This is a genomic window from Comamonas sp. Y33R10-2, assembly GCF_019355935.1.
GTDB lineage: Bacteria > Pseudomonadota > Gammaproteobacteria > Burkholderiales > Burkholderiaceae_C > Comamonas.
In genome coordinates, this window is sequence record NZ_CP079925.1 from 525,036 (window position 1) to 550,692 (window position 25,657).

At 57.5% G+C, this 25,657-nt stretch carries 22 protein-coding genes; 6 read left to right on the forward strand and 16 right to left on the reverse strand.

The annotated features are described in order from the left end of the window. Positions 1-71 precede the first annotated feature (71 nt). The 11 genes from accD to KUF54_RS02310 all read right to left on the reverse strand — a co-directional run bounded on the left by accD (position 72) and on the right by KUF54_RS02310 (position 14,064). Positions 72-947, reverse strand: a complete 876-nt coding sequence (gene accD, locus KUF54_RS02260; protein WP_219344868.1) for an acetyl-CoA carboxylase, carboxyltransferase subunit beta — start codon at positions 945-947, stop codon at positions 72-74. Positions 948-1,134: 187 nt separating this feature from the next. Then, entirely contained in the window at positions 1,135-1,944 is an 810-nt protein-coding gene (trpA, locus tag KUF54_RS02265; RefSeq protein WP_219344870.1) for a tryptophan synthase subunit alpha, read from the reverse strand. Positions 1,945-1,947: 3 nt separating this feature from the next. Further along, complete coding sequence (gene trpB / locus KUF54_RS02270; protein ID WP_219344872.1) at positions 1,948-3,237, reverse strand: tryptophan synthase subunit beta; 1,290 nt, start codon at positions 3,235-3,237, stop codon at positions 1,948-1,950. Further along, complete coding sequence (locus KUF54_RS02275; protein WP_219344874.1) at positions 3,162-3,935, reverse strand: phosphoribosylanthranilate isomerase; 774 nt, start codon at positions 3,933-3,935, stop codon at positions 3,162-3,164. Before KUF54_RS02275 ends, trpB begins: the two co-directional genes overlap by 76 nt. Positions 3,936-3,942: 7 nt before the next feature. Next, positions 3,943-4,794, reverse strand: a complete 852-nt coding sequence (gene truA, locus KUF54_RS02280; protein ID WP_219344876.1) for a tRNA pseudouridine(38-40) synthase TruA — start codon at positions 4,792-4,794, stop codon at positions 3,943-3,945. Positions 4,795-4,834: 40 nt separating this feature from the next. Further along, positions 4,835-7,771: a FimV/HubP family polar landmark protein gene (locus tag KUF54_RS02285; protein WP_219344878.1), complete on the reverse strand. Its 2,937-nt coding sequence runs from the start codon at positions 7,769-7,771 to the stop codon at positions 4,835-4,837. A 364-nt stretch (positions 7,772-8,135) separates the two neighbouring features. After that, positions 8,136-9,248, reverse strand: coding sequence for an aspartate-semialdehyde dehydrogenase (gene asd / locus KUF54_RS02290; protein WP_219344880.1), 1,113 nt, complete (start codon positions 9,246-9,248; stop codon positions 8,136-8,138). Between the two features lie 372 nt (positions 9,249-9,620). Next, complete coding sequence (gene leuB, locus KUF54_RS02295; protein WP_219344882.1) at positions 9,621-10,697, reverse strand: 3-isopropylmalate dehydrogenase; 1,077 nt, start codon at positions 10,695-10,697, stop codon at positions 9,621-9,623. A gap of 112 nt (positions 10,698-10,809) precedes the next feature. Continuing rightward, the gene (leuD, locus tag KUF54_RS02300) at positions 10,810-11,466 is read right to left on the reverse strand and encodes a 3-isopropylmalate dehydratase small subunit (protein ID WP_219344884.1); all 657 of its coding nucleotides are present in this window, start codon (positions 11,464-11,466) and stop codon (positions 10,810-10,812) included. A 124-nt stretch (positions 11,467-11,590) separates the two neighbouring features. Beyond that, complete coding sequence (gene leuC / locus KUF54_RS02305; protein WP_219344886.1) at positions 11,591-13,012, reverse strand: 3-isopropylmalate dehydratase large subunit; 1,422 nt, start codon at positions 13,010-13,012, stop codon at positions 11,591-11,593. Between the two features lie 83 nt (positions 13,013-13,095). Continuing rightward, entirely contained in the window at positions 13,096-14,064 is a 969-nt protein-coding gene (locus KUF54_RS02310) for a LysR family transcriptional regulator (protein WP_219344888.1), read from the reverse strand. A 508-nt stretch (positions 14,065-14,572) separates the two neighbouring features. Here KUF54_RS02310 and KUF54_RS02315 point away from each other — a divergent pair. Continuing rightward, complete coding sequence (locus tag KUF54_RS02315) at positions 14,573-15,787, forward strand: SEL1-like repeat protein (protein WP_370627571.1); 1,215 nt, start codon at positions 14,573-14,575, stop codon at positions 15,785-15,787. Positions 15,788-16,133: 346 nt separating this feature from the next. On the opposite strand, the gene dnaJ is transcribed toward KUF54_RS02315, so the two are convergent. From dnaJ to grpE, 3 genes are all read right to left on the reverse strand, one after another. After that, the gene (gene dnaJ, locus KUF54_RS02320) at positions 16,134-17,276 is read right to left on the reverse strand and encodes a molecular chaperone DnaJ (RefSeq protein WP_219344893.1); all 1,143 of its coding nucleotides are present in this window, start codon (positions 17,274-17,276) and stop codon (positions 16,134-16,136) included. Positions 17,277-17,377: 101 nt separating this feature from the next. Further along, entirely contained in the window at positions 17,378-19,318 is a 1,941-nt protein-coding gene (gene dnaK / locus KUF54_RS02325; protein WP_219344896.1) for a molecular chaperone DnaK, read from the reverse strand. 110 nt (positions 19,319-19,428) lie between these two features. Beyond that, entirely contained in the window at positions 19,429-19,974 is a 546-nt protein-coding gene (gene grpE, locus KUF54_RS02330; RefSeq protein ID WP_219344897.1) for a nucleotide exchange factor GrpE, read from the reverse strand. Positions 19,975-20,294: 320 nt separating this feature from the next. On the opposite strand from grpE, the gene rpsF reads away from it, so the two are divergent. The 5 genes from rpsF to dnaB all read left to right on the forward strand — a co-directional run bounded on the left by rpsF (position 20,295) and on the right by dnaB (position 23,315). Further along, the gene (gene rpsF, locus KUF54_RS02335; RefSeq protein ID WP_219344899.1) at positions 20,295-20,657 is read left to right on the forward strand and encodes a 30S ribosomal protein S6; all 363 of its coding nucleotides are present in this window, start codon (positions 20,295-20,297) and stop codon (positions 20,655-20,657) included. Between the two features lie 20 nt (positions 20,658-20,677). After that, complete coding sequence (gene priB / locus KUF54_RS02340) at positions 20,678-20,968, forward strand: primosomal replication protein N (protein WP_219344901.1); 291 nt, start codon at positions 20,678-20,680, stop codon at positions 20,966-20,968. Between the two features lie 18 nt (positions 20,969-20,986). Further along, complete coding sequence (gene rpsR / locus KUF54_RS02345; protein ID WP_219344903.1) at positions 20,987-21,268, forward strand: 30S ribosomal protein S18; 282 nt, start codon at positions 20,987-20,989, stop codon at positions 21,266-21,268. Between the two features lie 11 nt (positions 21,269-21,279). Continuing rightward, complete coding sequence (gene rplI / locus KUF54_RS02350) at positions 21,280-21,732, forward strand: 50S ribosomal protein L9 (RefSeq protein WP_219344905.1); 453 nt, start codon at positions 21,280-21,282, stop codon at positions 21,730-21,732. 149 nt (positions 21,733-21,881) lie between these two features. Then, entirely contained in the window at positions 21,882-23,315 is a 1,434-nt protein-coding gene (gene dnaB, locus KUF54_RS02355) for a replicative DNA helicase (protein ID WP_219344907.1), read from the forward strand. Positions 23,316-23,472: 157 nt separating this feature from the next. Here the strand turns inward: dnaB and KUF54_RS02360 are convergent, their stop codons facing one another. Further along, positions 23,473-23,877 carry a hypothetical protein gene (locus KUF54_RS02360; RefSeq protein ID WP_219344909.1) on the reverse strand — a complete coding sequence of 135 codons (405 nt, stop codon included), beginning with the start codon at positions 23,875-23,877 and terminating at the stop codon, positions 23,473-23,475. Continuing rightward, positions 23,878-25,581, reverse strand: coding sequence for a PhoH family protein (locus KUF54_RS02365; RefSeq protein WP_219344911.1), 1,704 nt, complete (start codon positions 25,579-25,581; stop codon positions 23,878-23,880). Positions 25,582-25,657: the final 76 nt, after the last annotated feature.

The following is a 25,657-nucleotide window of genomic DNA, read 5'->3' on the forward strand; positions in this document are numbered from 1 at the left end:
ACTGGTATGAAAAAAGCGGCTAGCCCAGATAAATTCTGGACTAGCCGCTTTTCTTTTGATAGCGAGGAGGCTTATTCCACCGCGTCAGCTGGCAAGCGCTGGAGCATGGCCAGCGAGCTGGAGATGCGGTCGCGCAGTTCGCGGCGGTCCACGATCATGTCTACGGCACCCTTTTGCTGCAGAAACTCGGCACGCTGGAAGCCTTCAGGCAGCTTGACGCGCACGGTGGTCTCGATCACGCGAGGGCCGGCAAAGCCGATCAGGGCCTTGGGTTCTGCAATCACGATATCGCCCACAAAGGCAAAGCCGGCAGACACGCCGCCCATGGTGGGGTCTGTCAGCACGGAGATGTAAGGCAGGCCCTTTTTGGCCAAGCGGGTCAGCGCCGCATTGGTCTTGGCCATTTGCATGAGCGACAGCAGGCCTTCTTGCATACGCGCACCGCCGGTGGCCGTAAAGCAGACGAAGGGCACTTTTTGCTCGATAGCGGTTTCAACGCCGCGCACAAAGCGCTCGCCCACCACGGAGCCCATGGAGCCGCCCATGAAGTCGAACTCAAAGCAGGCCACGACCATGTTGATGCTCTTGACGGAGCCACCCATGACGATCAGCGCATCAGTTTCGCCGGTGTTTTCCAGCGCTTCTTTGAGGCGTTCGGTGTACTTGCGGCTGTCTTTGAACTTCAAAGGGTCCACAGGAACGACTTCCTGGCCAATTTCATAGCGCCCTTCGGCATCTAGGAAATGGTTCAGGCGCGCACGCGCACCGATGCGGTGGTGGTGGCTGCAGCTGGGGCAGACGTTCTGGTTTTTTTCCAGATCGGTCTTGTACAGAACGGTTTCGCAGCTAGGGCATTTGATCCATAGACCTTCGGGAATCTGCTGGCTGCGTTCCGTGGGGTTGGTTTGCTGGATTTTTGCAGGCAGAAGTTTTTCAAGCCAAGACATGGTGTTTCCTTTTCAGTTTCCACTGCACTGCGCGCCACCCGCAACCCATGAGAGCGGCGCGGCGCAGGCACTGGCGCAATCCCTTCAGGGACAGCGAGCAAGGGCCGCCCTGCAGCGATGTTGTCGTCCCCCTTCAAGGGGGAAGCAGCAAAGCCGCTCAGAGGGAGGCTGGTTTCTCAGGTGTGCATTATGCGTCGAGTGCTTTACGCACGCCGCGCAAAAAGTCTATTGCCAGCGGCAAGATTTTTTCGTGCGGCTGGTTGTCGAGCAGGTCAATGATGCGGCTACCGATAATGACGGCATCGGCGACTTGGCCTACGGTTTGGGCTGTTTGTGCATCGCGAATGCCAAAACCCACGCCCACAGGGATGCTGACATGCTGGCGAATTCGCGGCAGCATGGCTTCCACAGCAGCGGTGTCCAGCGCGCCAGAACCGGTCACGCCCTTGAGCGAGACGTAGTAGACATAGCCAGTTGCCACGCGGGCCACTTGCTGCATGCGCTCATCGGTACTGGTGGGGGCCAGCAAGAAGATGAGGTCCATGTCGCGGGCCTTGAGCTTGGCAGCAAACTCTTCGCACTCTTCGGGTGGGTAGTCAACGATGAGTACGCCGTCTACGCCTGAGTCTTTGGCGTTGTTGACGAAGGCGTCTTCGCCGTGAATCTGGTCATAGCGCTCAACCGGGTTGGCATAACCCATGAGCACCACGGGCGTGGTCAAGTCTTTTTTACGAAACTCGGCCACATAAGCCAGCACTTGGGCGAGGCCCACACCGTTGGCGATGGCTTTGTCGCCCGCACGCTGAATGGTGGGGCCGTCGGCCATGGGGTCGGAGAAGGGCACGCCCAGCTCGATCACATCGGCACCGGCTTCCACCATGGCGTGCATGAGCGAAGGGGTGATGCTGATAAAGGGGAAGCCAGCAGTCACATAAGGAATCAGCGCCTTGCGGCCTTCTTGCTTGAGTTTGCTGAAAGTGTCAGAAATTCGGCTCATAAATTACTTTCCACCGATGATGACAGCCTTGGCTGCATCGTGGCCGGGGCCTCCCTTGACGGTGAGGCCACGCATGGATGGACGGTCAAAATACTCGGCACCCGACAGGTCGGCCACGGTGCCAATGTCCTTATCGCCACGACCGGAGAGGCTGACGAGAATCGACTGGTCGGTGCGCATGGTCTTGGCCAGCTTCATGGCGTAAGCCACGGCGTGGCTGGACTCCAGCGCGGGGATGATGCCTTCGGCGCGGCACAGGTAGTGGAAAGCGTCCAGCGCTTCGCCATCGGTAATGCCCACGTACTGGGCGCGACCGATTTCCTGCAGCCATGCGTGCTCAGGGCCCACGCCGGGGTAGTCCAGGCCGGCGCTGATGGAGTGGGTCTCCAGAATCTGGCCGTTGTCATCTTGCATGATGAAGGTACGGTTGCCGTGCAGCACGCCCGAGCTGCCTTTTTGCAGTGATGCCGAGTGCTTGCCGGTTTCAAGACCTTCACCAGCGGCTTCTACGCCGATCAGCTGGGTTTTTTCAAAGGGAATGTAGGGGTAGAAGATACCCATGGCATTGCTGCCGCCGCCCACACAGGCCACCACCGCGTCGGGCTGCTGCTCAGGGCCCAGAAATTCGGGCATCTGCGTCAGGCACTCTTCGCCAATGACTTTTTGGAAGTCGCGCACCATCATGGGGTAGGGATGGGGGCCTGCCACCGTACCGATGATGTAGAAGGTGTTGTCTACGTTGGCGACCCAGTCGCGCATGGCTTCGTTGAGCGCGTCTTTCAGGGTCTTGCTGCCGGATTCAACGGGAATCACGGTGGCGCCCAGCAGTTTCATGCGGTAGACATTGGGGCTTTGGCGCTTTACGTCCTCTGCACCCATGTAGATGATGCATTCCAGACCGTAGCGCGCACAGATGGTGGCTGTGGCTACGCCATGCTGGCCCGCGCCAGTCTCAGCAATGATTCGAGGCTTACCCATGCGCTTGGCGAGCATAGCTTGACCGATCACGTTGTTGATCTTGTGCGCGCCGGTGTGGTTCAGGTCTTCGCGCTTGAGATAAATCTGCGCGCCGCCCATTTCACGCGACATGCGGTCTGCGTGGTAGACGGGAGAAGGGCGACCCACATAGTGAGCCAGCTCTGACTGGAATTCAGCGATGAACTCCGGGTCGTTCTGGTATTTGGCATAGGCCTCGCGCAGCTCGACCAGTGCGTGGGTCAGTGTTTCGCTGGCGAAGCTGCCGCCGTAGCGGCCGAAGTGGCCGTGGGCATCTGGGTACTGGTATTCAAACATGTGTCAGTCTGCAAAATTTGTGCATCCGCTGCACGTACGGCAGCAATGAAGCGGTGAATCTTGTGGGCATCTTTGATGCCTTTGAGGGGCTTGCCATCGGGGCCATCGGCCTCGACGCCCGAGCTCACATCAATGGCAAGTGACAGCCCGCGAGGGCGTACTTGCAAAATGCCATCGGTCACGTTTGCAGGCGTGAGTCCACCAGACAAAACGAGGTGAGAGGCTACGCTTGTTGGCAGAAGTGACCAATTGAATGCTTTTCCGCCGCCGCCATAACCGTCGACATGGGCGTCGAGCAAGATGGCTTGGGCTTTTGAATAACGTTGTGCGTATTCTACGAGGTCAAAATGCGCCGCATCATCGCCTAGGGGTATGCGGGCAGCGCGCAGCCAGGGTTGTGCGCCCCGGGTGGCGGCTTCGCAGTCTTCGGGGGACTCATCACCATGAAACTGCACGCAAGCGTTGGGTATTGCTGCACAAGCAGCTATGACGTTGCTAGCTGTTTCGTTCACAAACAGCAAAACCGGCGTGACAAAAGGTGGCAGCCGCTTGGCCAATTCGGCTGCGCGCTGCAGGGTAACGGCGCGTGGGCTTTTGGCGTAAAGCACAAAGCCGATGGCGTCAGCACCAGCGGCCACTGCGGCGTCCACATCTTGCTCGCGGGTCAGGCCGCAAATTTTGATTCGGGTTCGGGTCATGCGGACTTCAAGGTAACCAATCAAAGCCTACGGTGCGAGTGGGAAGGCCCCATTTTTCATCGTAGACGGGGCCGAGAAAATACAGACCATCAGGCGAGAAAGTAGGCGCTGCGGCATCGCGTGAGCGCGCTGCCAGCACTTCTTTCATCCACTCAGGAGGATGTTGGCCCTGACCAATGGCAATCAGGCAGCCCATGATGTTGCGCACCATGTGGTGCAAAAAGGCGCTTCCATCGAACTCAACGCGCCAGTAACAGCATTCCATGGACTCGGTGTCGCCGGGGCGCATGGAGCTGGCTGCGGCCTCGCGCGAGCCGCCGCTACTCATACGGCGGGTGACGCGAATGTCGTACAGCGTTTTGACGGGGGTCTTGGCCTGACAGCCTGAGGCGCGGAACGACGAAAAGTCATGCTCGCCCACCAGGTACTGCGCCGCTTTTTGCATGGCCTCGCCATCGAGTTGGTAGAACATCCAGCCCACTCGCCCCGCTTCCACACTGGGGCGCACGGGTGACTGCATCAGTACATAGGCGTAGCGACGACCCGTTGCGCAGTAACGTGAATGAAAGTCTTCAGGCACGGGCTGCGCCCATTGCACGGCAATGTCGGCGGGCAAAAAAGTGTTGGTGCCGCGCACCCAAGAGTAGGGAGCGCGGTTGAGTTCAGTGTCAAAGTGCACGACTTGCATCAGGCCATGAACACCAGCATCGGTGCGGCCAGCGCAAATTGTGGACACTTTTTCAGCGGCAAAGCGGCCCAAGGCCGCTTCGAGTTTGTCTTGTACGGTGTTGCCGGAGGACTGGCTTTGCCAGCCCTGGTAGGCCTGACCGTTGTAACTTACACCAAGAGCTATGCGCATGGCACAGCTCCCGGCGTGAGGGATAAACGCATCAATTCAATTAACCAATCTGAGTCAGCAGGCTTTGAGCCTTGGCTTTGAGATCGCCATGGGCTTCGGCGATGACTTCTTCAATCAGTGTACGTGCTCCGTCAGCATCACCGATGGCATTGAATTCTTCGGCCAGTGCCAGCTTGGTTGCCAGCGGGTCAGAGGCTTGAGCTGACGAGGCCGCTGCCGGAAATTCTGCAGCAGGGTTGGATTCACCAAGATCCAGAGACAGGCCGCTCAGATCGAAAGTGACATTGGTCGGATTGGCGCTGGCCGATGGCGTAAAGCTGCTGTCTGAATCAATCGGCATCTGCAAAGTCATGGCTTCAGTGCTGTTGCCTTCTTCTGCTGCTGAAGCGTGGTTCACCGTGAGATCAGCAGGTGCAGTATCAAGCTCTTCAGTGTTTTGCGACGAAGTTTGCAGCGGCAGCGTGAAGCTGTCGAGGTCGAACTCCAAAGCATTCGACATGCTCTCTTGGGTGGGAGCGGCCACAGGAGTTGCGGCTTGCGACGCAGTAGCTGGCAGGCTGAACGAGGCGAGGTCGTTCAAATCAAGGTTGAGGCCATTGTCTGCTGCAGCCGGCGTAGAAACTGCTGGCGTTGCCGCAGGAGTTTCCCATTGAGCCAGCGAGGCAAAATCTTGCTCATTAGGTTGAGACACTGTGGCTGCAGAAATGGGCGCAGGAGCAGGAGCCATGCCGCCTGGCAGGTCCAGTTCCATGTCGAAATCCATGGCTGAGGGCTGGGTCGCAGGGCCTTCGCGATCCGAGTCTTTCTGGGCAGCGAGTGCCGAGCCAAAAGATGCGGCTGCAGCGCCAGCTGCCAAAACCGATGCAGGGTTGATGGCGCTAGTTGCGCTAGCCTGTGGCGAGCCGCCGGGCTGGTACAGGGCGTTTTGGGGATCAAGGATCCTGCCTTGATCGATCAGACGTTGCCACTCAGGGCCCTTGCCTTGAGTCAGCTCGTACAGATTGTTAGCTACTGATGCATAGGCCATGCGGTCATGGCGTTTGGCGTAAATTTCAGCCAGCTTCTGGTGCAGAACCAAACGGCTAGGGTCGTTGCGCAGCGCTTCCTTCAGAATTTCTTCTGCTTGCAGGTCGCGGCCATAAGCCAGATAGACATCAGCTTCAGCCAGCGGGTCTACGTCGCCGGCATCCAGCTGGCTAGGCGAGTACTGCATGGATTGAGCAGACATCTGGCTGCTGTTGGATGAGGTATCCACGCGCTGGCCACCGCTGGCTCCGAAGAAGGAGTCAGGGGACAGCTGGCTGTCGCCCAGAGTGCTATCAGGACCTGCGGCAGACTCTTTGCGGCGTTGCATAACGCGGTAGCCACCGTAGCCCAGCAGCAGTGCGAGCAGAGCTGCACCGGCCAGAGGAATGGTTGGATCTTCCATCAGGCTATCGATAAAGCTGGGCTCCTCGGGGACAGCAACCTGAACAGGTGCTGGCTTGGGCGGCTCTACAGCGGGTGCTGGCTCAGCGACTGCTGCTTCAGGGGCGGTTTCGATGGCGCTACCTGTGCTATCGGCAGGCGTAGCGGCTGCATCTGCAGGCTTGGCAGCTTCTGCTGCTGCGCCCTCTGTAGGTGTTGCTGGCGCGGGTGTAGATGTTGCATCAGGTGCAGCAGTGACCGGTGCTGTAGGTGCTGCGGGGGCGACCGCTGCAGTCGGTGCAGTGGCTGCAGCATTGCTGGCGGCGGTGGCGGAAGGTACGCTCAAGCCCGGAGTTTGTGGAGTTGCCCCCGTAGCAGCTGGCGTGGCAGCGTTGCCTGCGGGTTTGGTCGCAGCAGCAATTTGGCTTAGCTCAGCCATATTGCGTTTGAGTTCATCAGCACGAGCCGCCTGATTGGCGGTTTGTTTTTGCTGTGCCAATTGTTCGTCTTCTGTCATGCCCTTAACTGAGCCCTTAGACAGAGTCAGTTTGTCGGGTGCTGCAGTGCTGGGCTTGGCATCATCGACATGTGCTTGCACTTGGCCCGAAGCGCTGCGGGATGCAGCCTCAACAGGAGCTGTCGGCGCGACACCTGCCAACTGGCGGCGGAACTGGTTGAAGTCTTGCGACTGCGCAACCATGATTTTGCGAGCTTCTTTGACGGATGTGGCCTGTGCGGTGGCTTCGTCTGGTAATTGAATCACGGCGCCACTGCGCATACGGTTGATGTTGCCGCCAATGAAGGCTTGTGGATTGCTGCGCAGCATGGCGACAAGCATTTGGTCCAGCGAGACACTTGCAGGCTTGTGGGCTGCGGCAAGGCGACCAGCGGTATCACCGGTCTTGACGCGAACTTCACCCTTGGATCTGGTTGGCTCGCTAGCAGCCGTCTTGATCTTGTCTTGTTTTTTGGACTCAGACTTTGCGGATGGATTGGCAGGATCGCGGTCGTTGCGCAGGTCACGGCCCTGTGCAGCAACCACAGGGGCTGGTGTGGGGCGTGCTGTAGCTACTGCAGGCTGAGCTGGTGCTTGCACCTGTTGCGGCTGTTGCACCTGCGCTGGCGCTGCTTGTGCGGCAGTTGCGACTGCGGGAGCTGGCCTGCGAGTGGGGGGGTCCAGCAGCAGTGTGTAATTGCGCTGCAGTTTGCCGGATGCCCAATTAGCATCAATCACCAAGTCCACAAAGGGATCGTTCACGGGCTGAAAGCTGCTCAGTTGCAGCACGGCCGTGCCGTTCGCTCGCTTTTGAATCTTGATGCGGACGGTGTTGGCTGTGCCTGAGTACTCCATGCCCTGTGCGCGGAAGGCAGCAGGAGATGCGATGGCCGCTTGCAAGCTGTCAGCCTCTGCAGCGCTGAGCTGAGGAATTTCGACTTCTGCGCGCAAAGGTTCGCCCAGAGCAGATTGAACCGTGATGCGGCCCAAGGCTAATGCCAATGCATCGGTGGCCGACAGACTAGATAGAGCGAGGGTGGCTGCGGCGAGCGCAGAGAGTTTCCAGCGTTGCATATGGCGTCAGACTTGTTTGTGCAACCAACAGCCTTTTTTATTAGCTGAGTTTGTGACTGCGGATGCACATGTAAATTGAAAAATCCAATAGGTAGTGAGTGAAACACTGCCATGGGACATAGCTTGCATTGTCAACGACGCTATTGCATTGCGAGCAAAAGCTTGCTTAGCAAGGCTGGGAACTGTTGTCGATTGGCAACGAGATGTAAGTTAATGTAGGTTTCAAGACGCTCTGCACCTTCCAAACTAAGCAGGCGAGCCTTAAGTCTCGCCTGAGGTCTCAATATAAAAAAGTGCCAGTGTTCACATGAACGACTGGCACTTTTTAGGTAGGCTCGCCTCGAAGGCTTAATTAAGCGGGCAATTATTTCGCCAGCAAGATGCGCAGCATGCGGCGCAGCGGCTCGGCAGCGCCCCACAGCAGTTGGTCACCAATCACGAAGGCCGACAGATACTCGGGGCCCATGTTCAACTTGCGCACGCGGCCTACTGCAACTTCCAAGCCGCCGGTGGTGGCTGCAGGGGTCAATTCCTTGACGGTTTCAGCGCGGTCATTGGCCACGAATTTGACCCAAGGATTTCCAGCCTTGATCAGAGCTTCGATTTCGGCCAAAGGCAAGTCCTTCTTCAGCTTCAAAGTCAAAGCCAAAGAGTGGCAGCGCATGGCGCCAATGCGCACGCACAGGCCGTCCACGGGGATGGTCGCTTCGGTGCCGAGGATTTTGTTAACTTCGGCTTGACCCTTCCATTCTTCTTTGGATTGGCCGTTAGGCAACTGCACATCGATCCAAGGGATCAGGCCGCCAGCCAAAGGTGCGCCGAAGAATTCGGTGGGTACATCGCCGCGAATGGTTTGTGCCACCTTGCGGTCGATGTCCAAAATGGCGGACGCAGGCGTTGCAAGCTCATCGGCCACGGCGGAATGCACCACGCCCATGCCCTTGAGCAATTCGCGCATGTGGTTGGCGCCGCCGCCGGAGGCAGCTTGGTACGTCATGGAAGACACCCACTCCACCAGACCAGCCTTGAACAAGCCGCCCAAGCCCATCAGCAAGATGGAGTTGGTGCAGTTGCCACCAATCCAGTTCTTGCCGCCCGCAGCCAGCTTGGCTTGGATCAGGTCGTCGTTAACGGGGTCCAGCACGATGACCGCGTCGTCTTCCATGCGCAGCGACGATGCAGCGTCAATCCAGTGACCAGCCCAGCCGGCAGCGCGCAGCTTAGGGAAGACTTCCTTGGTGTAGTCGCCGCCTTGGCAGGTGATGATGACGTCGCACTTAGACAGCTCAGCGATGTCGTTGGCATCTTTAAGCTGGGTGTGGACGGTGGCCATGGCTGGAGCCTTGCCACCAGCATTGGAGGTGGAGAAGAACACAGGCTCGATCATCGCGAAGTCGCCCTCGGCCTGCATGCGATCCATCAGCACAGAGCCGACCATACCGCGCCAACCTACCAAACCAACCAGTTGCTTGCTCATTTGAAACGCCTTTTCAGTTTTGAAAACAGTAGCTAGGGACTGCTTCGTCCGGCTCGTCTGAGCCGAAAAGGCGCACGACGAACCGGGCTGGGTCAGCCTGTAATCGTCTTAATAATGGTGATTGCGCGCGCTTTCACACCGGGCTGCATGGCGAGTGTGAAGGCTTCAGAGATGAAGGTGCGAGCGACAAACATAAGAGTGCTAATTCTATCGAATCGAGAAAACTCTTGAACGACTAAATTAGATTGAATCTTTGGTCAAAACGTCGAAATAATTGATTTATTTTTGACGTTTTGTTTTATTTAATAAGGAAATGCCGAGCATTAGGCTGCTACTTTGCGATAGCGGCCTGATGCGAGTCTTTCAAGGTAATTAAACGCTTGCCAGCGCCTTCACCACAGCGTCGCCCATCTGCGATGTGCTAACTTTGGTCGTGCCTACGCTGTAGATGTCGGCAGTGCGCAGGCCGTCGGCCAGTACTTTTTGCACTGCAGCTTCGATCTTCAGAGCCGCATCTTCCATGCCCAGGCTAAAACGCAGCATCATGGCGGCGGACAAGATAGTGGCCAGTGGGTTGGCAATGCCCTTGCCGGCGATGTCGGGTGCTGAGCCGTGGCTGGGTTCGTACAAGCCTTGCTTTTTGTCGTTGAGCGAAGCGGAAGGCAGCATGCCGATGGAGCCGGTCAGCATAGAGGCTTCGTCGGAGAGGATGTCGCCGAACATATTTCCAGTCACCACCACGTCAAAGCGCTTGGGCTCTTTGACCAATTGCATAGCAGCGTTGTCCACGTACATATGGTCCAGCGCTACATCGGGGTATTGTTGGGCGACTTCGGTGACGACGTCTTTCCACAGCTGGAAGGTTTCCAGCACGTTGGATTTGTCGACGCTGGTCACGCGCTTGTCGCGCTTTTGGGCGGCTTGAAAGGCCACGTGGGCAATGCGCTCGATCTCGGGGCGCGAGTAGCGCATGGTGTCAAACGCTTCCTCGGAGCCGGGGAAGTGACCATCGGGAGCTGTGCGGCGCCCGCGGGGCTGGCCGAAGTAGATGTCACCAGTCAGCTCACGAATGATGAGGATGTCCAGACCAGAAATCAGCTCGGGCTTGAGGCTGGAGGCGTCCACCAGCTCTTTGTAGCAGATGGCGGGGCGGAAATTGGCGAACAGGCCCAGCGCCTTACGCAAGCCCAAAATGGCTTGCTCGGGGCGCAGGGGGCGGTCTAGGGTGTCGTACTTCCAGTCGCCCACGGCGCCGAACAAAATGGCATCAGCTTCTTGTGCCAGCTTCAGCGTAGCGGGCGGCAGGGGGTGGCCAGCGGCTTCGTAGCCAGCGCCGCCAACGGGGGCGGTTTCCATCTCCAGACCCAGATTCAGGGCGTCGAGCACCTTGACGGCTTCTGCAATGATTTCGGGGCCGATGCCATCACCGGGCAAAACTGCAATCTTCATGATGTTCCTTTGATGAATTTGATAGCTGCTTGTGCTTGATATTCATAGATTTCATGTTGAATTTGCTTTGAAACCTATGAAGAACTAGCACCACTAGCTCATTTATTAATAGTTACTTCTGAATCAAGGTATGCGCCAGCCAAGGCTTTTGCGCCAAGCGCTCGGCTTCAAAGGCCTTGATCTTGTCGGCGTGACGCATGGTCAGGCCGATGTCGTCAAAGCCGTTGAGCAGGCAGTACTTGCGAAAGGCGATGACGTCGAAGGGGATCTCTTCGCCTTGTGGGCGAGTAACGACTTGGCGCTCCAGATCAATGGTCAGCTCGTAGCCGGGGAAGGCCGCTACTTCGTTAAACAACTGCTCGATGACCACTTCGGGCAAAACGATAGGCAGCAGGCCGTTCTTGAAGCTGTTGTTGAAGAAGATGTCCGCAAAGCTAGGAGCCAGAATGGCGCGAAAGCCATACTGATCCAGCGCCCAAGGTGCGTGCTCGCGGCTGGAGCCGCAGCCGAAGTTCTGGCGCGCGATCAGCACCGATGCGCCTTTGTAGCGCGGCTGGTTGAGCACGAAGTCGGGATTGGGTTTGCGCGAGGACTCCGGCACGCCGGGCTGGCCGGGTTGGTCCAGATAGCGCCACTCGTCAAACAGATTGGGGCCAAAGCCGGTCTTTTTGATGGACTTCAGGAACTGCTTGGGAATGATGGCGTCGGTGTCAACGTTCTCGCGGTCCATCGGGGCGACAAGGCCCTTGTGCACGGTGAATTTCTGCATGGTGTGATTCCAGAATCTTTAGTCTTGGCGACGTTCGCATTTCGCCGCGAGATGGCCAGCAAGGGCCGCCCCGTAGCAAAGGCCATCGTCCCCCTTGGGGGAAGGCGCGCAGCGACTCAGGGGGTTACGCAAATTTACGAATATCCACGAAGTGGCCGTGAATGGCCGCAGCAGCAGCCATGGCGGGGCTGACGAGGTGGGTGCGGCCACCGGCGCCTTGACGGCCTTCAAAGTTGCGGTTGCTGGTGGATGCACAGCGCTCGCCGGGCTCCAGGCGGTCGGCATTCATGGCCAGGCACATGCTGCAGCCAGGCTCGCGCCATTCAAAGCCTGCGGCTTTGAAGATCACGTCCAGACCTTCGCGCTCAGCTTGCTCTTTGACCAAGCCGGAGCCGGGTACGATCATGGCCAGCTTGATGTTTTTAGCGACCTTTTGGCCCAGCTTTTTCACCACAGCAGCGGCTTCGCGAATGTCTTCGATGCGGCTGTTGGTGCAGGAGCCAATGAACACCTTGTCTACAAAGATGTCGTTGAGGGCTTTGCCGGGCTGCAGATCCATATAGGTCAGAGCGCGCTCAATAGCGCCGCGCTTGTTGGCGTCTTTTTCTTTGTCGGGGTCGGGTACGGTGGCGTCCACGCCCAGCACCATTTCGGGGCTGGTGCCCCAGGTTACTTGCGGCACGATGTCGGCGGCGTTCAGCTCAACTACGGCGTCAAACTTGGCGTCGGCGTCGGTGTGCAGCGTCTTCCAGTAAGTGACGGCGGCATCCCACTCGGCACCCGTGGGGGCCAGAGGGCGCCCCTTAACGTAAGCAATGGTTTTGTCGTCCACAGCCACCAGACCTGCGCGTGCGCCGCCTTCGATGGCCATGTTGCACACGGTCATACGGCCCTCGATGGACAGGTCACGAATGGCTTGGCCTGCAAATTCAATGGTGTAGCCCGTGCCGCCTGCCGTGCCGATCTTGCCAATGATGGCCAGCACGATGTCTTTGGCCGTCACGCCGGGCGCAACCTTGCCATTGACTTGCACCAGCATGTTCTTGGCCTTCTTGGCCAGCAGCGTTTGGGTGGCCATCACGTGCTCGACTTCAGAGGTGCCGATGCCGTGCGCCAATGCGCCAAATGCGCCGTGGGTGGAGGTGTGGCTGTCGCCGCAAACCACCGTCATGCCGGGCAAGGTGGCGCCTTGCTCTGGGCCCATCACGTGAACAATGCCTTGGCCCTTGTCCATGAAGGGGAAGAAGGCGGCCGAGCCGAACTCGGCAATATTGCTGTTGAGCGTGACGATTTGCTCTTTGCTGATGGGGTCGGCAATGCCGTCATAGCCCAGTTCCCAGCCGTCGGTGGGGGTGTTGTGATCGGCAGTCGCCACCACAGAGCTGATGCGCCACAGCTTGCGACCCGCTTCGCGCAGACCTTCGAACGCCTGAGGGCTGGTCACTTCGTGCACCAGATGGCGGTCGATGTAGAGGACGGAGGTGCCGTCTTCTTCAGTGTGAACGACGTGCTCGTCAAAAATCTTGTCGTAGAGGGTGCGTCCCATGGTGCTTAGTCTCGTGAGTTGGAGTTGTTGGGGTGTTATTTCGGGGTGCTTAAGCCGTGCAAAGGTGTCGCTGAAGTCGCGCTTTAGGCCTTGGCGCTGGCTGGGCAGAGGTGATCGACCAGCAGGCGAGTGGTGACTGGCAGGGCTTCAAAGTCACGGGCGACGACGCATAACTCGCGCTGCGCCCATTCGTCCGTCAGTTGCACTGAGCGCAGGTTGCCCACACCGTGCATCAACTCAAAGGCGCGGTCTGGCAGCAGGCCAATGCCCAAGCCGTTGTCGATCATGCGGCACATGGCGTCCAGACTCGTGACCTGAATGCGCTGGTGAAGCGGGTGACCGGCCTGCGCCGCTGCAGCGCGCATGGTCAGGCTGATGGAGGAACCTGCGTGCAAGCTGACGATGTCCCACTGCAGCACTTCGGTGAAAGCCACGCTTTCGCGCTCAGCCAGTGCGTGGCCCTCGGGCACGACCACCACCAATTTGTCTTCTTTATAGCTGCGGTACTGCAGCGGCACATTGCCCTGCGTGATTTGCACCGTGGCGCGCTTGCTTTCGCTGCCCTTGCCAGTGCCCAGTGTGCAGATGCCAATGTCAGCCGTGCCTTCGGCTACAGCGCTCAGCACATCGGGGCTGAGGTGCTCTTGCAGATCAATCTTGATTTGGCTGTGCTCGCGGGCAAAAGCGCCCAAGTCTTCGGGCAGAAACTGCACGATGGCCGACATATTGGCGTGCATGCGCACATGGCCGCGCACGCCGTCGGCGTACTCGCTCAGCTCGCCTTGCATGCGCTCGAGCCCATACAGCACGTTGCGGGCATGGTGCAGCAGGCTTTCACCCGCCGGCGTCAGCGTCACGCCGCGGCTGTGGCGGTAGAGCAAGGCGGTGTCCACCGTGGCTTCAAGGTCTGACAGGCGCTTGCTCACAGCCGATGCGGCAATGAATTCGCGCTCAGCAGCACGGCCAATGCTGCCCAGCTCGCACACGGCGACGAAGAGCTGAAGCGAGGTGAGATCGATGCGGCGCGCAAAACTGCGCTCTGAATTCTTCATGGGGCTAACTAACTTTAGTCTTCTCGTTTGGAGAAGTTGTCTGTATTTTTACCCATAAATTACGTTCTATCCATCTTTGGATGAGATGTCTTGCTTTGCGATGGGTGAAAATTGGAGATGGTCTTGTTGCTGGTTTGCGATGGCTCTGAGGCTTTTGCTAAAACAAGTCTCAATGTTTGAGAGCAATCGCTTTGCTTTTGATAGCTGTTAGTCCTTTCATCCTATGGACTTGAGGCTGTTTTTGTATAAATATTTGTGTGGGCATCAAGGTTTGCGATGTTTGGCCGATGTGTTGGTTGCGAATAGTCAGAAAAGCAAGTTCAAGGCGTGGCTGTTTGCTGCAAAAATGAGAGTTATGAGAGCTACAAAAAATCAGATGACAGACAAGTGTGGCCAATTGCCTGCCGTGGCTTTTATTCCTTCTTCCTCGCATAAAGCAGTAACTTGGGCTCATGCCTGTTTGCTGGCTGTAGCAATGACTTTGGCTGTAAGCGCTGCGACGCCGACAATGGCGAAGGAAAAAACGGTAGCCAAGGCCAAGAGCAAGTCGGCTGCAGCGGCGCCCGCTAAGTCTGCTCAGTCCGTTAAAAAGGCTACAGGGGCTAAAACAGGCCAAAAATCAAACCCAAAAGCGGGCGCTAAGCCCGGTGCGAAATCTTCAGCCCGGACTGCGTCTAACGCCGGCGGTAAAAAGTCTGGTAAGGCGGCAAGGGCGGCGGGGACCATGGCTGCTGGGGCCGCTGTAGGTGCTGCTTCTGCGGCTCCTATGGGGCTTGAGACCTGGGCTCCCGGCCCTGCTTCATCCAAGACCAGTCAGGCAAGCAATGCAAAAGAGCTGGCCGCCATGCGCGCTGAAGCCGAGTCTGGAGACGCCAAGGCCCAGTACGAGCTGGGCTCGCGCTATCGCTTTGGTCAAGGCGTGAAGCAAGATTTGCCACTGGCCGCGCAGTGGTACCGCAAGTCAGCCGATCAGGGCTACGCCCCTGCGCAGTCTGATCTGGGTGTGCTGTACGCCAATGGTCGGGGTGTGACTCAGGATGAGGCTCAGGCGGTTTATTGGTATCAAAAGGCTGCGGCTTTGGGGGACGGCATTGCCCAAAATAATCTGGGCTTGATGTACGCCGAAGGGCGCGGCGTTGCCAAAGACGAGGCTCAGGCCGTCAAGTGGTTTGAGCGCTCGGCGCAAAGCGGTGATGCAGCCGGTCAATACAGCCTCGGTGTGATGCAGTCCAGCGGGCGCGGCACCAAAGAAGATGGTGTGGCGGCTTTGGGCTGGTTTGAAAAAGCAGCAGAAAAAGGTCATGCCGATGCGCAGTACAACGCCGGCATGATTTACGCCGTGGGTGCCTTGGTACCCCAAGACCTGCCGCGCGCTGCGCAGTGGCTGGAAAAATCCGCAACTCAAGGCAACGCATCGGCGCAGTCATCGCTGGGATTTTTGTATGCCAACGGTCAGGGCGTGAATAAAGACGCTACTTTGGCGGCGCGTTGGTTTGAGCGAGCGGCCAAGCAGGGCTATACGCTGGCGCAAACTAATCTGGCCGCCATGTACATCAGCGGCCAGGGCGTTCGCAAAGATGTGAGCAAGGCCTATTACTGGCTGCTGCTGGCGCAGGCCAAAGATGCATCACTGCAAAACCGGGTTGAAACGCTGGAGCAGGAGCTGAGCCCAGCAGACAAAGTGCGGGTGCAGCGCGAGGTGCGCAACTGGAAGCCCAGCTGAGTCACTTCTAGGGTCTGTTGAGATTTGCTCGGAGTCGCGAAGGATGCAGGCCAGCCGCCAATCTAGGCGTGCGACGCAGTGCGGGTGCTATCCCGCACAAGGAGTGCAACGACGAGTGGCGGCTGGCCTGCCTCCTTCCCTTCGGGTTGCGGCGGCAAGGGGCTGCCTGCGGCGTTGCCCACCTTTGCAAGGCATGAGCCTTGCTGCAGGCGTGCGCCTTGCATCCAACCCCTTGCCGTCGCAACGCGATCTTCGATCAATTCTCAACAGACCCTAGACAATCTCTCAAGCGCCATAAAAAAAGCCCATCGGCAAATGCAGATGGGCTTTTTTGTCGCTTTAGCGCTTAGCTGAAAAAGTTTTTCAAACGATCGGTCCAGCTCTCGCCGCTGGGGGAGTGCTTTGCGCCGCCCTTTTTCAGGGACTCATCCAACTCCTTGAGCAGCTTGCGCTGATGCTCAGTGAGTTTGACAGGTGTTTCCACCACGATATGGCAGTACAAGTCGCCGGGGTAGCTGGAGCGCACGCCTTTGAGGCCCTTGCCGCGCAGGCGGAATTGCTTGCCAGCTTGTGTGCCCTCAGGAATGTCAATGGCGGCCTTGCCTTGCAGCGTGGGCACTTCAATTTCGCCGCCCAAGGCTGCGGTGATGAAGCTCACCGGCACGTTGCAGTGCAGGTCATCACCATCACGCTCGAAGATTTCGTGATCCTTGACGCGAATCTCAATGTAGAGATCACCTGCCGGTCCGCCATTCGTGCCGGGCTCGCCATTGCCTGTTGAGCGAATGCGCATGCCGTCGTCAATACCCGCGGGAATCTTGACTTCCAGCGTCTTTTGGCGCTTGACCTTACCTTGGCCGCCGCAGGAGGTGCAGGGCTCGGGAATAATCTTGCCAGTGCCGCGGCAGTGCGGGCAGGATTGCTGCACGCTGAAGAAGCCCTGGCGCATCTGAACCGTGCCCATGCCGTTACAGGTGGTGCAGGTCTTGGTGCTGGTGCCGGGCTTGGCGCCGTTGCCGTGGCAGGTGTCGCAACTGTCCCAGCTGGGGATGCGGATTTGGGCGTCTTTGCCCTTGGCCGCTTCTTCCAGCGTGATTTCCATGGAATAGCTCAGATCGTTGCCGCGATAGACCTGACGGCCACCGCGGCCGCCACGTGCTCCGCCGCCACCGTTGAACATATCGCCAAAGATGTCGCCAAAGGCTTCGGCAAAACCGCCGCCGCCAAAGCCTTCGCCGCCGCCCATGCCGCGGTTAGGGTCCACGCCAGCGTGACCGTATTGGTCATAAGCTGCGCGCTTTTGGCTGTCGGAAAGCATCTCGTAGGCCTCTTTGACCTCCTTGAACTTTTCTTCAGCTTCCTTGGCCTTTTCGCCCTGATTGCGGTCAGGGTGGAACTTCATCGCCAGCTTGCGATAGGCCTTTTTGATTTCATCGTCCGCGGCGCTTTTGGCAAGGCCTAGAACTTCGTAGTAGTCACGTTTGGACATGTGGAATTCCGGTCGGATAGAACAGGAACGCCGCGCTAGCTCTTTTCAGAGCGTGCGCGGCGGCAAGTGGTCAAGGGTTTGAGGGCAGGACCTGCTCGCGCTTAGTCCTTCTTAACTTCTTTGACTTCAGCGTCAACGACGTTGTCATCAGCGGCTGCCGATGCGCTAGCACCTGCAGATGCGCCAGCAGCGGCTGCAGCGTCAGCACCGCCAGCGGCTTGTGCATCAGCGTACATCTTTTCGCCCAGCTTTTGCGCTGCAGTCATCAGCGCAGTGGTCTTGGCTTCGATGGCGTCCTTGTCGTCACCCTTCAAAGCTTCTTCCAGATCCTTGGAGGCCGCTTCGATGGCTTCTTTTTCAGCCGCTTCCAGCTTGTCGCCGTGCTCAGTCAGGCTTTTCTTGACGCTGTGAACAGCGGCTTCGCCTTGGTTCTTGGCCGTTACCATCTCCAGCTTCTTCTTGTCGTCAGCTGCGTTCAATTCCGCATCCTTGACCATGTTCTGGATTTCTTCTTCCGACAGGCCCGAGTTCGCCTTGATGGTGATCTTGTTTTCCTTGCCGGAAGCCTTGTCCTTGGCGGAAACGTTCAGGATACCGTTGGCATCGATGTCGAAGGTCACTTCAATCTGGGGTGTGCCACGCGATGCGGGTGGAATACCTTCCAGGTTGAACTCGCCCAGACCCTTGTTGGCGCTGGCAATCTCACGCTCGCCTTGGAAGACCTTGATGGTCACGGCAGGCTGGTTGTCTTCAGCGGTAGAGAAGGTCTGTGCGAACTTCGTGGGGATGGTCGTGTTCTTGGCGATCATCTTGGTCATCACGCCGCCCAGGGTTTCGATACCCAAAGACAGAGGAGTCACATCCAGCAGCAGCACGTCAGTGCGCTCGCCGCCCAACACTTGACCTTGCACAGCAGCGCCCACGGCAACGGCTTCGTCAGGGTTCACGTCCTTGCGGGGTTCCTTGCCGAAGAATTCCTTGACCTTCTCTTGCACCTTGGGCATGCGGGACATGCCGCCAACCAAGATGATGTCGTCAATGTCGGACACAGAAATGCCTGCATCCTTGATAGCGGTGCGGCAAGGAGCGATGGTGCGCTCGATCAGGTCGTCCACCAGGCTTTCCAGCTTGGCGCGGGTCAGCTTCAAGTTCAGGTGCTTGGGACCTGTGGCGTCAGCGGTGATGTAAGGCAGGTTGATGTCGGTCTGTGGAGAGTTCGACAGCTCAATCTTGGCCTTTTCAGCAGCTTCCTTCAGGCGTTGCAGAGCCAGCACGTCTTTGGACAGATCAACAGCTTGCTCTTTCTTGAACTCATCAATGATGTAGCCAATGATGCGCTGGTCAAAATCTTCGCCGCCCAAGAAGGTGTCGCCATTGGTCGACAGCACTTCGAACTGCTTTTCGCCGTCCACGTCAGCAATTTCGATGATGGACACGTCGAACGTGCCGCCACCCAAGTCATACACGGCAACCTTGCGGTCAGCCTTGTCGTGCTTGTCCAGACCGAAGGCCAGAGCAGCTGCGGTGGGTTCGTTGATGATGCGCTTGACATCCAGACCAGCGATGCGGCCAGCGTCCTTGGTGGCTTGGCGCTGTGCGTCGTTGAAGTACGCAGGCACAGTAATCACGGCCTCTGTCACGGGCTCGCCCAAGAAGTCTTCGGCAGTCTTCTTCATCTTGCGCAGCACTTCGGCGCTGATTTGAGGAGGGGCCAGCTTTTGGTCGCGCACTTGCACCCATGCATCGCCGTTGTCAGCCTTGATGATGGTGAAAGGCATCAGGCCGATGTCTTTTTGCACTTCGGCTTCGTCAAACTTGCGACCGATCAGGCGCTTGGCAGCGTAGATGGTGTTCTTAGGGTTGGTGACGGCCTGGCGCTTGGCGGAGGCTCCGACCAGAATTTCGCCGTCTTCCTGATAAGCAACGATGGAAGGCGTGGTGCGCGTGCCTTCGCTGTTCTCGATCACGCGGGTGTTGTTCCCGTCGAGGATAGCGACGCAGCTGTTGGTGGTGCCCAAGTCAATACCAATGATTTTTCCCATGGTTCTCTCCGTAATCTGTTGAATGTTTGCTTGATTTGTCACTTGTGGGCGATGTGCCGGGCTTCAAGAGGCTTGATGCACAAATTTCGCCGTGACGATATTTCTAAGGCTTAGCCTTGGGCCACAGTGACCAGCGCGGGGCGCAGCACGCGGTCCGCAATCACATAGCCCTTTTGCAGCACGCTCACAACCGTGTTGGCGGGCTGCTCTGCAGGAACCATGCTGATGGCTTGGTGGTAATGGGGGTCAAACTTCTCGCCAGCGGCGGGGTTGATGGCCAAAACCTTGTTGCGCTCAAGAGCCGCATTTAACTGGCGCAGCGTGGCATCAGAGCCTTCGCGCAGTTGCTCGGGAGTGGCGTTCTGGATAGACAGGGCGGCATCCAAGCTGTCAATTACGGGCAGCATGCTCTCGGCAAAGCTTTCAATACTGAACTTGCGTGCCTTGGAAACTTCTTCTTCAGAGCGGCGGCGCACGTTTTCGGCTTCGGCCTTAGCGCGCAGGAACTGGTCGGCCAGTTCGCTGCTTTTTGCCTTGAGTTCTTCCAACTCAGCCTTGAGGCGATCCAGCTCGTCCGATGCGTTGGCTGCCATAGCAGCTTCCAACTCTTCGGGGCTGGCGTCATTGAAAGGGTTGGGGTTGTTGTTATCGGTCATAGGTGGTCAAGGTTTCTCAAAACTTAAGACAATCTGCAGTCTAGATAAGCCTGTGTGCGGCTATTTCAAGACCTGTGCTGCCAAAAATACGCAGCAGGTTTTTTAGCTGCAGTGCCGCTGTTGTGTCGTGCGGATTTAAGAGGTTTTAGCGGTGTAAGCGCTTGCGATAGCAAGGCTTTCGGCCCGCATAGCCCTGAATCATCCGCAGGTTTATACGTCCGAGAGTGTACATATACAATAGCGCTAGGCTAGAATCTAACGTTTTGCCTTGCCGCACCACTACAGACGCAGTGGGCGGCGTTTACCCAAAAGGAGTGGTTATGCGTCACTACGAAATCATTTTGTTGATCCATCCGGATCAAAGCGAACAAGTTCCTGCAATGCTGGAACGCTACAAGGGCATGATTACCGCTGGCGGCGGTAAGGTGCACCGTGAAGAAGATTGGGGCCGTCGTCAGCTGGCTTACATGATCAACAAGCTTGCTAAGGCTCACTACATGTGCCTGAACATCGAAGCTGATCAAGCTGTGATGGCTGAACTGGAGCACGCCTTCAAGTTCAACGATGCAGTGTTGCGCCACCTGACTGTGCAGAAGAAGAAGGCTGATACAGCTCCTTCCGCCATGATGAAGAGCGTTGAGCGCGAAGAAGCTCGTAAGGCCAACCAGGCTGAGCACGCTTAATTGCATCAGACTCTGAAGGAGTGGAAAACCGCGTTGTACTGACGGGCGCACTTGCTGAGCAAACTGCTTTGCGATACACCCCCGCCGGATTGCCTGCACTGGACTTGCGAATTGAACACAATTCGCAGCAGCAAGAGCAAGGTAATGCACGCAACGTCACTGCATCTGTCAAAGCTGTTGCGTTTGGCGCCCTGGCTGAAAAGCTAGCCCGCCAAGCACCCGGTAGTCAATGGACCTTTCAAGGTTTTCTGGCCACGCCGCGCAACAGCAAGATGCTGGTTTTACACATTCAGGATATTCAACCAAATTAATTTTCAAGAGGTCCAGAAATGGCCACGTTTAAGAAATTCAATAAGGACAAGCGTCCTAAGCGCAACACCCAGTCGTTGCTGTTCAAGCGTAAGCGCTTCTGCCGCTTCACAGTCGCCAACGTCGAAGAAATCGACTACAAGGATGTGGACACTCTGCGTGACTTCATCGCTGAAAACGGCAAGATTGTTCCCGCACGCCTGACCGGCACGCGCGCAATTTACCAGCGTCAGCTCAACACTGCTATCAAGCGCTCGCGCTTCTTGGCTATGTTGCCTTACTCTGACCAGCACAAGATCTAAGGAGTACGACTATGCAAATTATTCTGCTCGAAAAGATTGTGAATCTGGGTAACCTGGGCGATATCGTCAAGGTTAAAGATGGCTACGCTCGCAACTTCCTGATCCCTACAGGCGCTGCTCGTCGTGCGACAGCAACTGCTAAGGCCGAATTCGAAGCCAAGCGCGTTGAGCTGGAAAAGGCTGCTGCTGCAAAGCTGGCTGCTGCTCAAGAACTGAGCGAAAAGCTGAACGGCTCGATCGTGAAGATCACTCAGAAGGCCGGCGTTGACGGTCGTCTGTTTGGTTCGATCACCAATGCTGACATCGCTGAAGAACTGACTAAGTCCGGTTTCGCAGTGAGCAAGTCGCAAGTGCGTATGCCTAACGGCCCCATCAAGACCGTGGGCGATTCCACTGTTCTGGTGGCTCTGCACACTGACGTGTCTGCAGAAGTGTCTGTTTCCGTTCGCGGTGACCACTCCTAATCCAGACTCCGGTCTGAATTGGCAAGAAACCGCCTTCGGGCGGTTTTTTGTTTTTTAACGTTCCTGGGTGGAACCGTGTTTTTATAGCAATCCACGCTGACGTTTTCGCCGCCTCCGGCTACGATGGAGGGCTTGACCCAAGGATTCTCATGTCGTCTGTAATGCCACCGCTTGATCTGCATGATGATGCATTCGCCCCTGTTCCGCCTGCTGACCAGCAAGTGGCGCAGCTGCGCGTGCCGCCGCACTCTATGGAGTCGGAATCATCAGTGCTTGGCGGTCTGCTGCTAGACAACATTGCTTGGGAGCGTGTGGGTGACTTGCTCAATGAGAGTGACTTCTACCGTCACGAGCACAAACTGATTTTCGATGCCATTGGCAAACTGATCAATGCCAGCAAACCTGCTGACGTGATCACGGTCTATGAGCAGCTGCAAAGCATGGGTAAGGCCGAAGAAATCGGCGGCCTGATGTATTTGAACCAGCTGGCGCAATATGTGCCCAGTGCCAGCAATATCCGCCGTTATGCGGAAATCGTCCGTGACAGGGCCATTTTGCGCAAACTGGTCACTGCCAGCGATGAGATTGCGACCAATGCCTTCAACCCGCTGGGCAAGACCGTGGAGCGCGTGCTCGACGAGGCCGAGCAAAAAATCATGGCCATCGGCGAAGAGGGTGCGCGCAACAAGCAGGGCTTTCAGTCGTTAGATACGCTGGTGGTTGACTTGCTGGACCGCGTTCAGGAGATGGCTGATAACCCCATGGACGTGACCGGCGTGCCTACGGGTTTTGTTGACCTCGATCGCATGACCAGTGGCCTGCAGGCCGGTGACATGGTGGTGCTGGCAGCGCGACCTTCCATGGGTAAGACCTCGTTTGCAGTGAATATTGCCGAGCATGTGGCGCTCAATGAAGGCTTGCCGGTTGCCATCTTCTCTATGGAAATGGGCGCCGCTCAGTTGGCGGTTCGTATTGTGGGCTCGATTGCCCGCGTCAATCAGGGCAATCTGCGCACCGGCAAGCTCAGCGACGATGAGTGGCCGCGCCTGACGGAAGCCATCGAGAAACTGCGCACCGTGTCGCTGCACATTGATGAAACGCCGGGTTTGACCCCTTCTGAGCTGCGTGCCAACGCCCGCCGACTGGCGCGCCAATGCGGCAAGTTGGGTCTGATTGTGGTGGATTACTTGCAGCTTATGACGGGCTCGGGCGGCAGCGGTGGCGATAACCGTGCGACCGAGCTGGGCGAAATCTCGCGTGGTCTGAAGATGCTGGCCAAGGAGCTGCAATGCCCGGTCATTGCGCTGTCTCAGCTCAACCGATCGGTGGAGCAGCGCACTGATAAGCGCCCCATGATGTCTGACTTGCGTGAATCCGGCGCTATCGAGCAGGATGCCGACATCATCATGTTCATCTACCGCGACGATTACTACAACAAAGAGAGCAAAGAGCCGAACGTGGCCGAGATCATCATCGGCAAGCAGCGTAATGGCCCCACGGGTACGGTGAAGGTGTTCTTCCAGAAGAACCAGACCCGCTTTGAAAACCTGGCCATGGGTTATGGCGGTGGCGACGAGTATTAAAAACAATAGCTGCTTGTGCTTGATTAATAAGTGTCTCAGGCATTTATTCATCTGAAATCTATGTATATCAGGCACTACCAGCTATTGAATTGAAAGATTCAAAAAGAAAAGCCCGCAAGCGTGATGCCTGCGGGCTTTGTTTTTAAGGTCGCTATTTTTAGCGGCTTAACAGGTAGATACCTAGTCCCATCACGCACAGCCCCAGTACGCCGCAGGCCCATGCAAGGCGTTGAGCGCCGGTGCGCAGGGCGCCTACGGTGGTGACAATTTGCGCATTTTGCTGCGCCAGCTTTTCGATGATCTCCAGCGACTGGCGCTGGGATTGCTCAAGCTGGACAATGCGCTGCTCTTGCTGCTGAATCAGCAGCAAAGCTTGCTCGCCCGCCGAGGATGGTGACGATAAATGCTGCGCTTGTTGCGGCTCGCTGGCGACATGCTCGCGGGCTTCGGCTTGCGCCTCTTTTTTCTTGAGCAGGCCTTGGGCGGCCTTCACCACCTGAGGCGTGGCCTTGATGACCTCGCTCCAAGGCACGAGTTTGAGCGCAGCAAGCCAGCTCGCCATTTACAGCACCTCGCTAGCGAAGTCGGCCAAGCGCGAACGCTCGCCGCGTGCCAGCGTGATGTGGCCGCTATGTGGCCAGCCCTTGAAGCGGTCCACCACATAGGTCAGGCCAGAGCTGCCTTCGGTCAGGTACGGTGTATCGATTTGGGCCAGATTGCCCATGCAGATGATCTTGGTGCCGGGGCCGGCACGGGTGATCAAGGTCTTCATCTGCTTAGGTGTCAGATTCTGCGCTTCGTCGATGATGACGTACTTGTTCAAGAAGGTGCGCCCGCGCATGAAGTTCATGCTCTTGATTTTGATGCGGCTGCGGATCAGCTCATTGGTCGCAGAGCGTCCCCATTCGCCGGCATTACCGCCATCACCCTTGGCCAAGAACTCGAGGTTGTCGTCCAGAGCGCCCATCCACGGGCCCATCTTCTCTTCCTCGGTGCCGGGCAAGAAGCCGATATCTTCACCCACGCTCACAGTAGCGCGGGTCATGATGATTTCGGTGTAGCGGCGCTCATCGAGAACCTGCGCCAAGCCGGCAGCCAGTGCCAGCAAGGTCTTGCCCGTGCCTGCTGTGCCCGTGAGGGTGACAAAGTCCACCTCGGGGTTGACCAGCAGGTTCATGGCAAAGTTCTGCTCGCGGTTGCGCGTGGATACACCCCAAACAGCATTCTTGGGGTTGCCAAAGTCGCGCAGCGTCTTCATGACCGCTGTTTTGTCGCGAATCTCTGTCACGCGCATGTACAGGCTTGGCTCGCCCGGTGCCTCGTAGTAGACAAACTGATTGATCATCAGTTGGTCCACGATGGCGCCGCTGACGCGGTAGTAGGTGATGGCACCTTCTTGCCAGCTTTCTACGTTCTTGCCAGCCTTGCTCCAGAAGTCTGCATGAAGAGCGAGGGCGCCGGAGTACAGCAGGTCGCCGTCTTCCAGCACCTTGTCGTTTTGGTAATCCTCAGCGGCCAAGCCCAAGGCGCGGGCTTTGACGCGCATATTGATGTCTTTGGACACCAGTACCACTGCGCGCTCTGTGTGTTGCTCGCGCAGAGCCGCGACGACACCCAAAATCTGGTTGTCGGCCTTGCCTTGCGGCAGGCTATCCGGCAGGGCTGCGCCCAGAGGGTTGGTCTGAAAGTAGAGCGTGCCTGTAGCGCTTTTTTGGCCGGTGGCGTTGAGCGGCAAGCCTTTTGCCAGATCGCCCTCAGCCTGAGAGGCCACCAGAGAATCCAAGGTGCGGCTGACTTGGCGGCCATTGCGCGCCACTTCGGTCATGCCCTTTTTGTGGTTGTCCAGCTCTTCCAAAACCACCATGGGAAGGAAGATGTCGTGTTCTTCAAAGCGGAACAAGCTGCTGGGGTCGTGCAGCAGCACATTCGTATCCAGCACGAACAGCGTGGTGGGTCCGCTGCGTTGATTGCGGGCGCGGCGCACGGACTTTGGCACAGGCTTTGTGTTTGACTGAGCCGCAACTGGTGCGGGTGCGGGTGCGGGTATCGGCGCTGGCGCAGCAGTGGCTTTGCTGGTGTTGAAATAAGATTTGCTGCGTTCGGGTGCGGGTGTAGGGCTGGCAGAGCTTGTGGTCTTAGCGGCCTTGGCGGGAGGAGTCAGATCTTCGTCAAGTACAGCGTTCTGCTTGGCAGTTTTGCGGTTGGACAAAAAGGCTTCTGCGGGGAGCTTTGCGGCGCGGTGGCCGGGTGCGGGGGGCAGGGGCATAGTGGACGAACCGTTCCTCAAGAAGATTCAAAAAGCACAAAGCCGCCTGGAGACCGAGGCGGCTTTGATGGGGAGA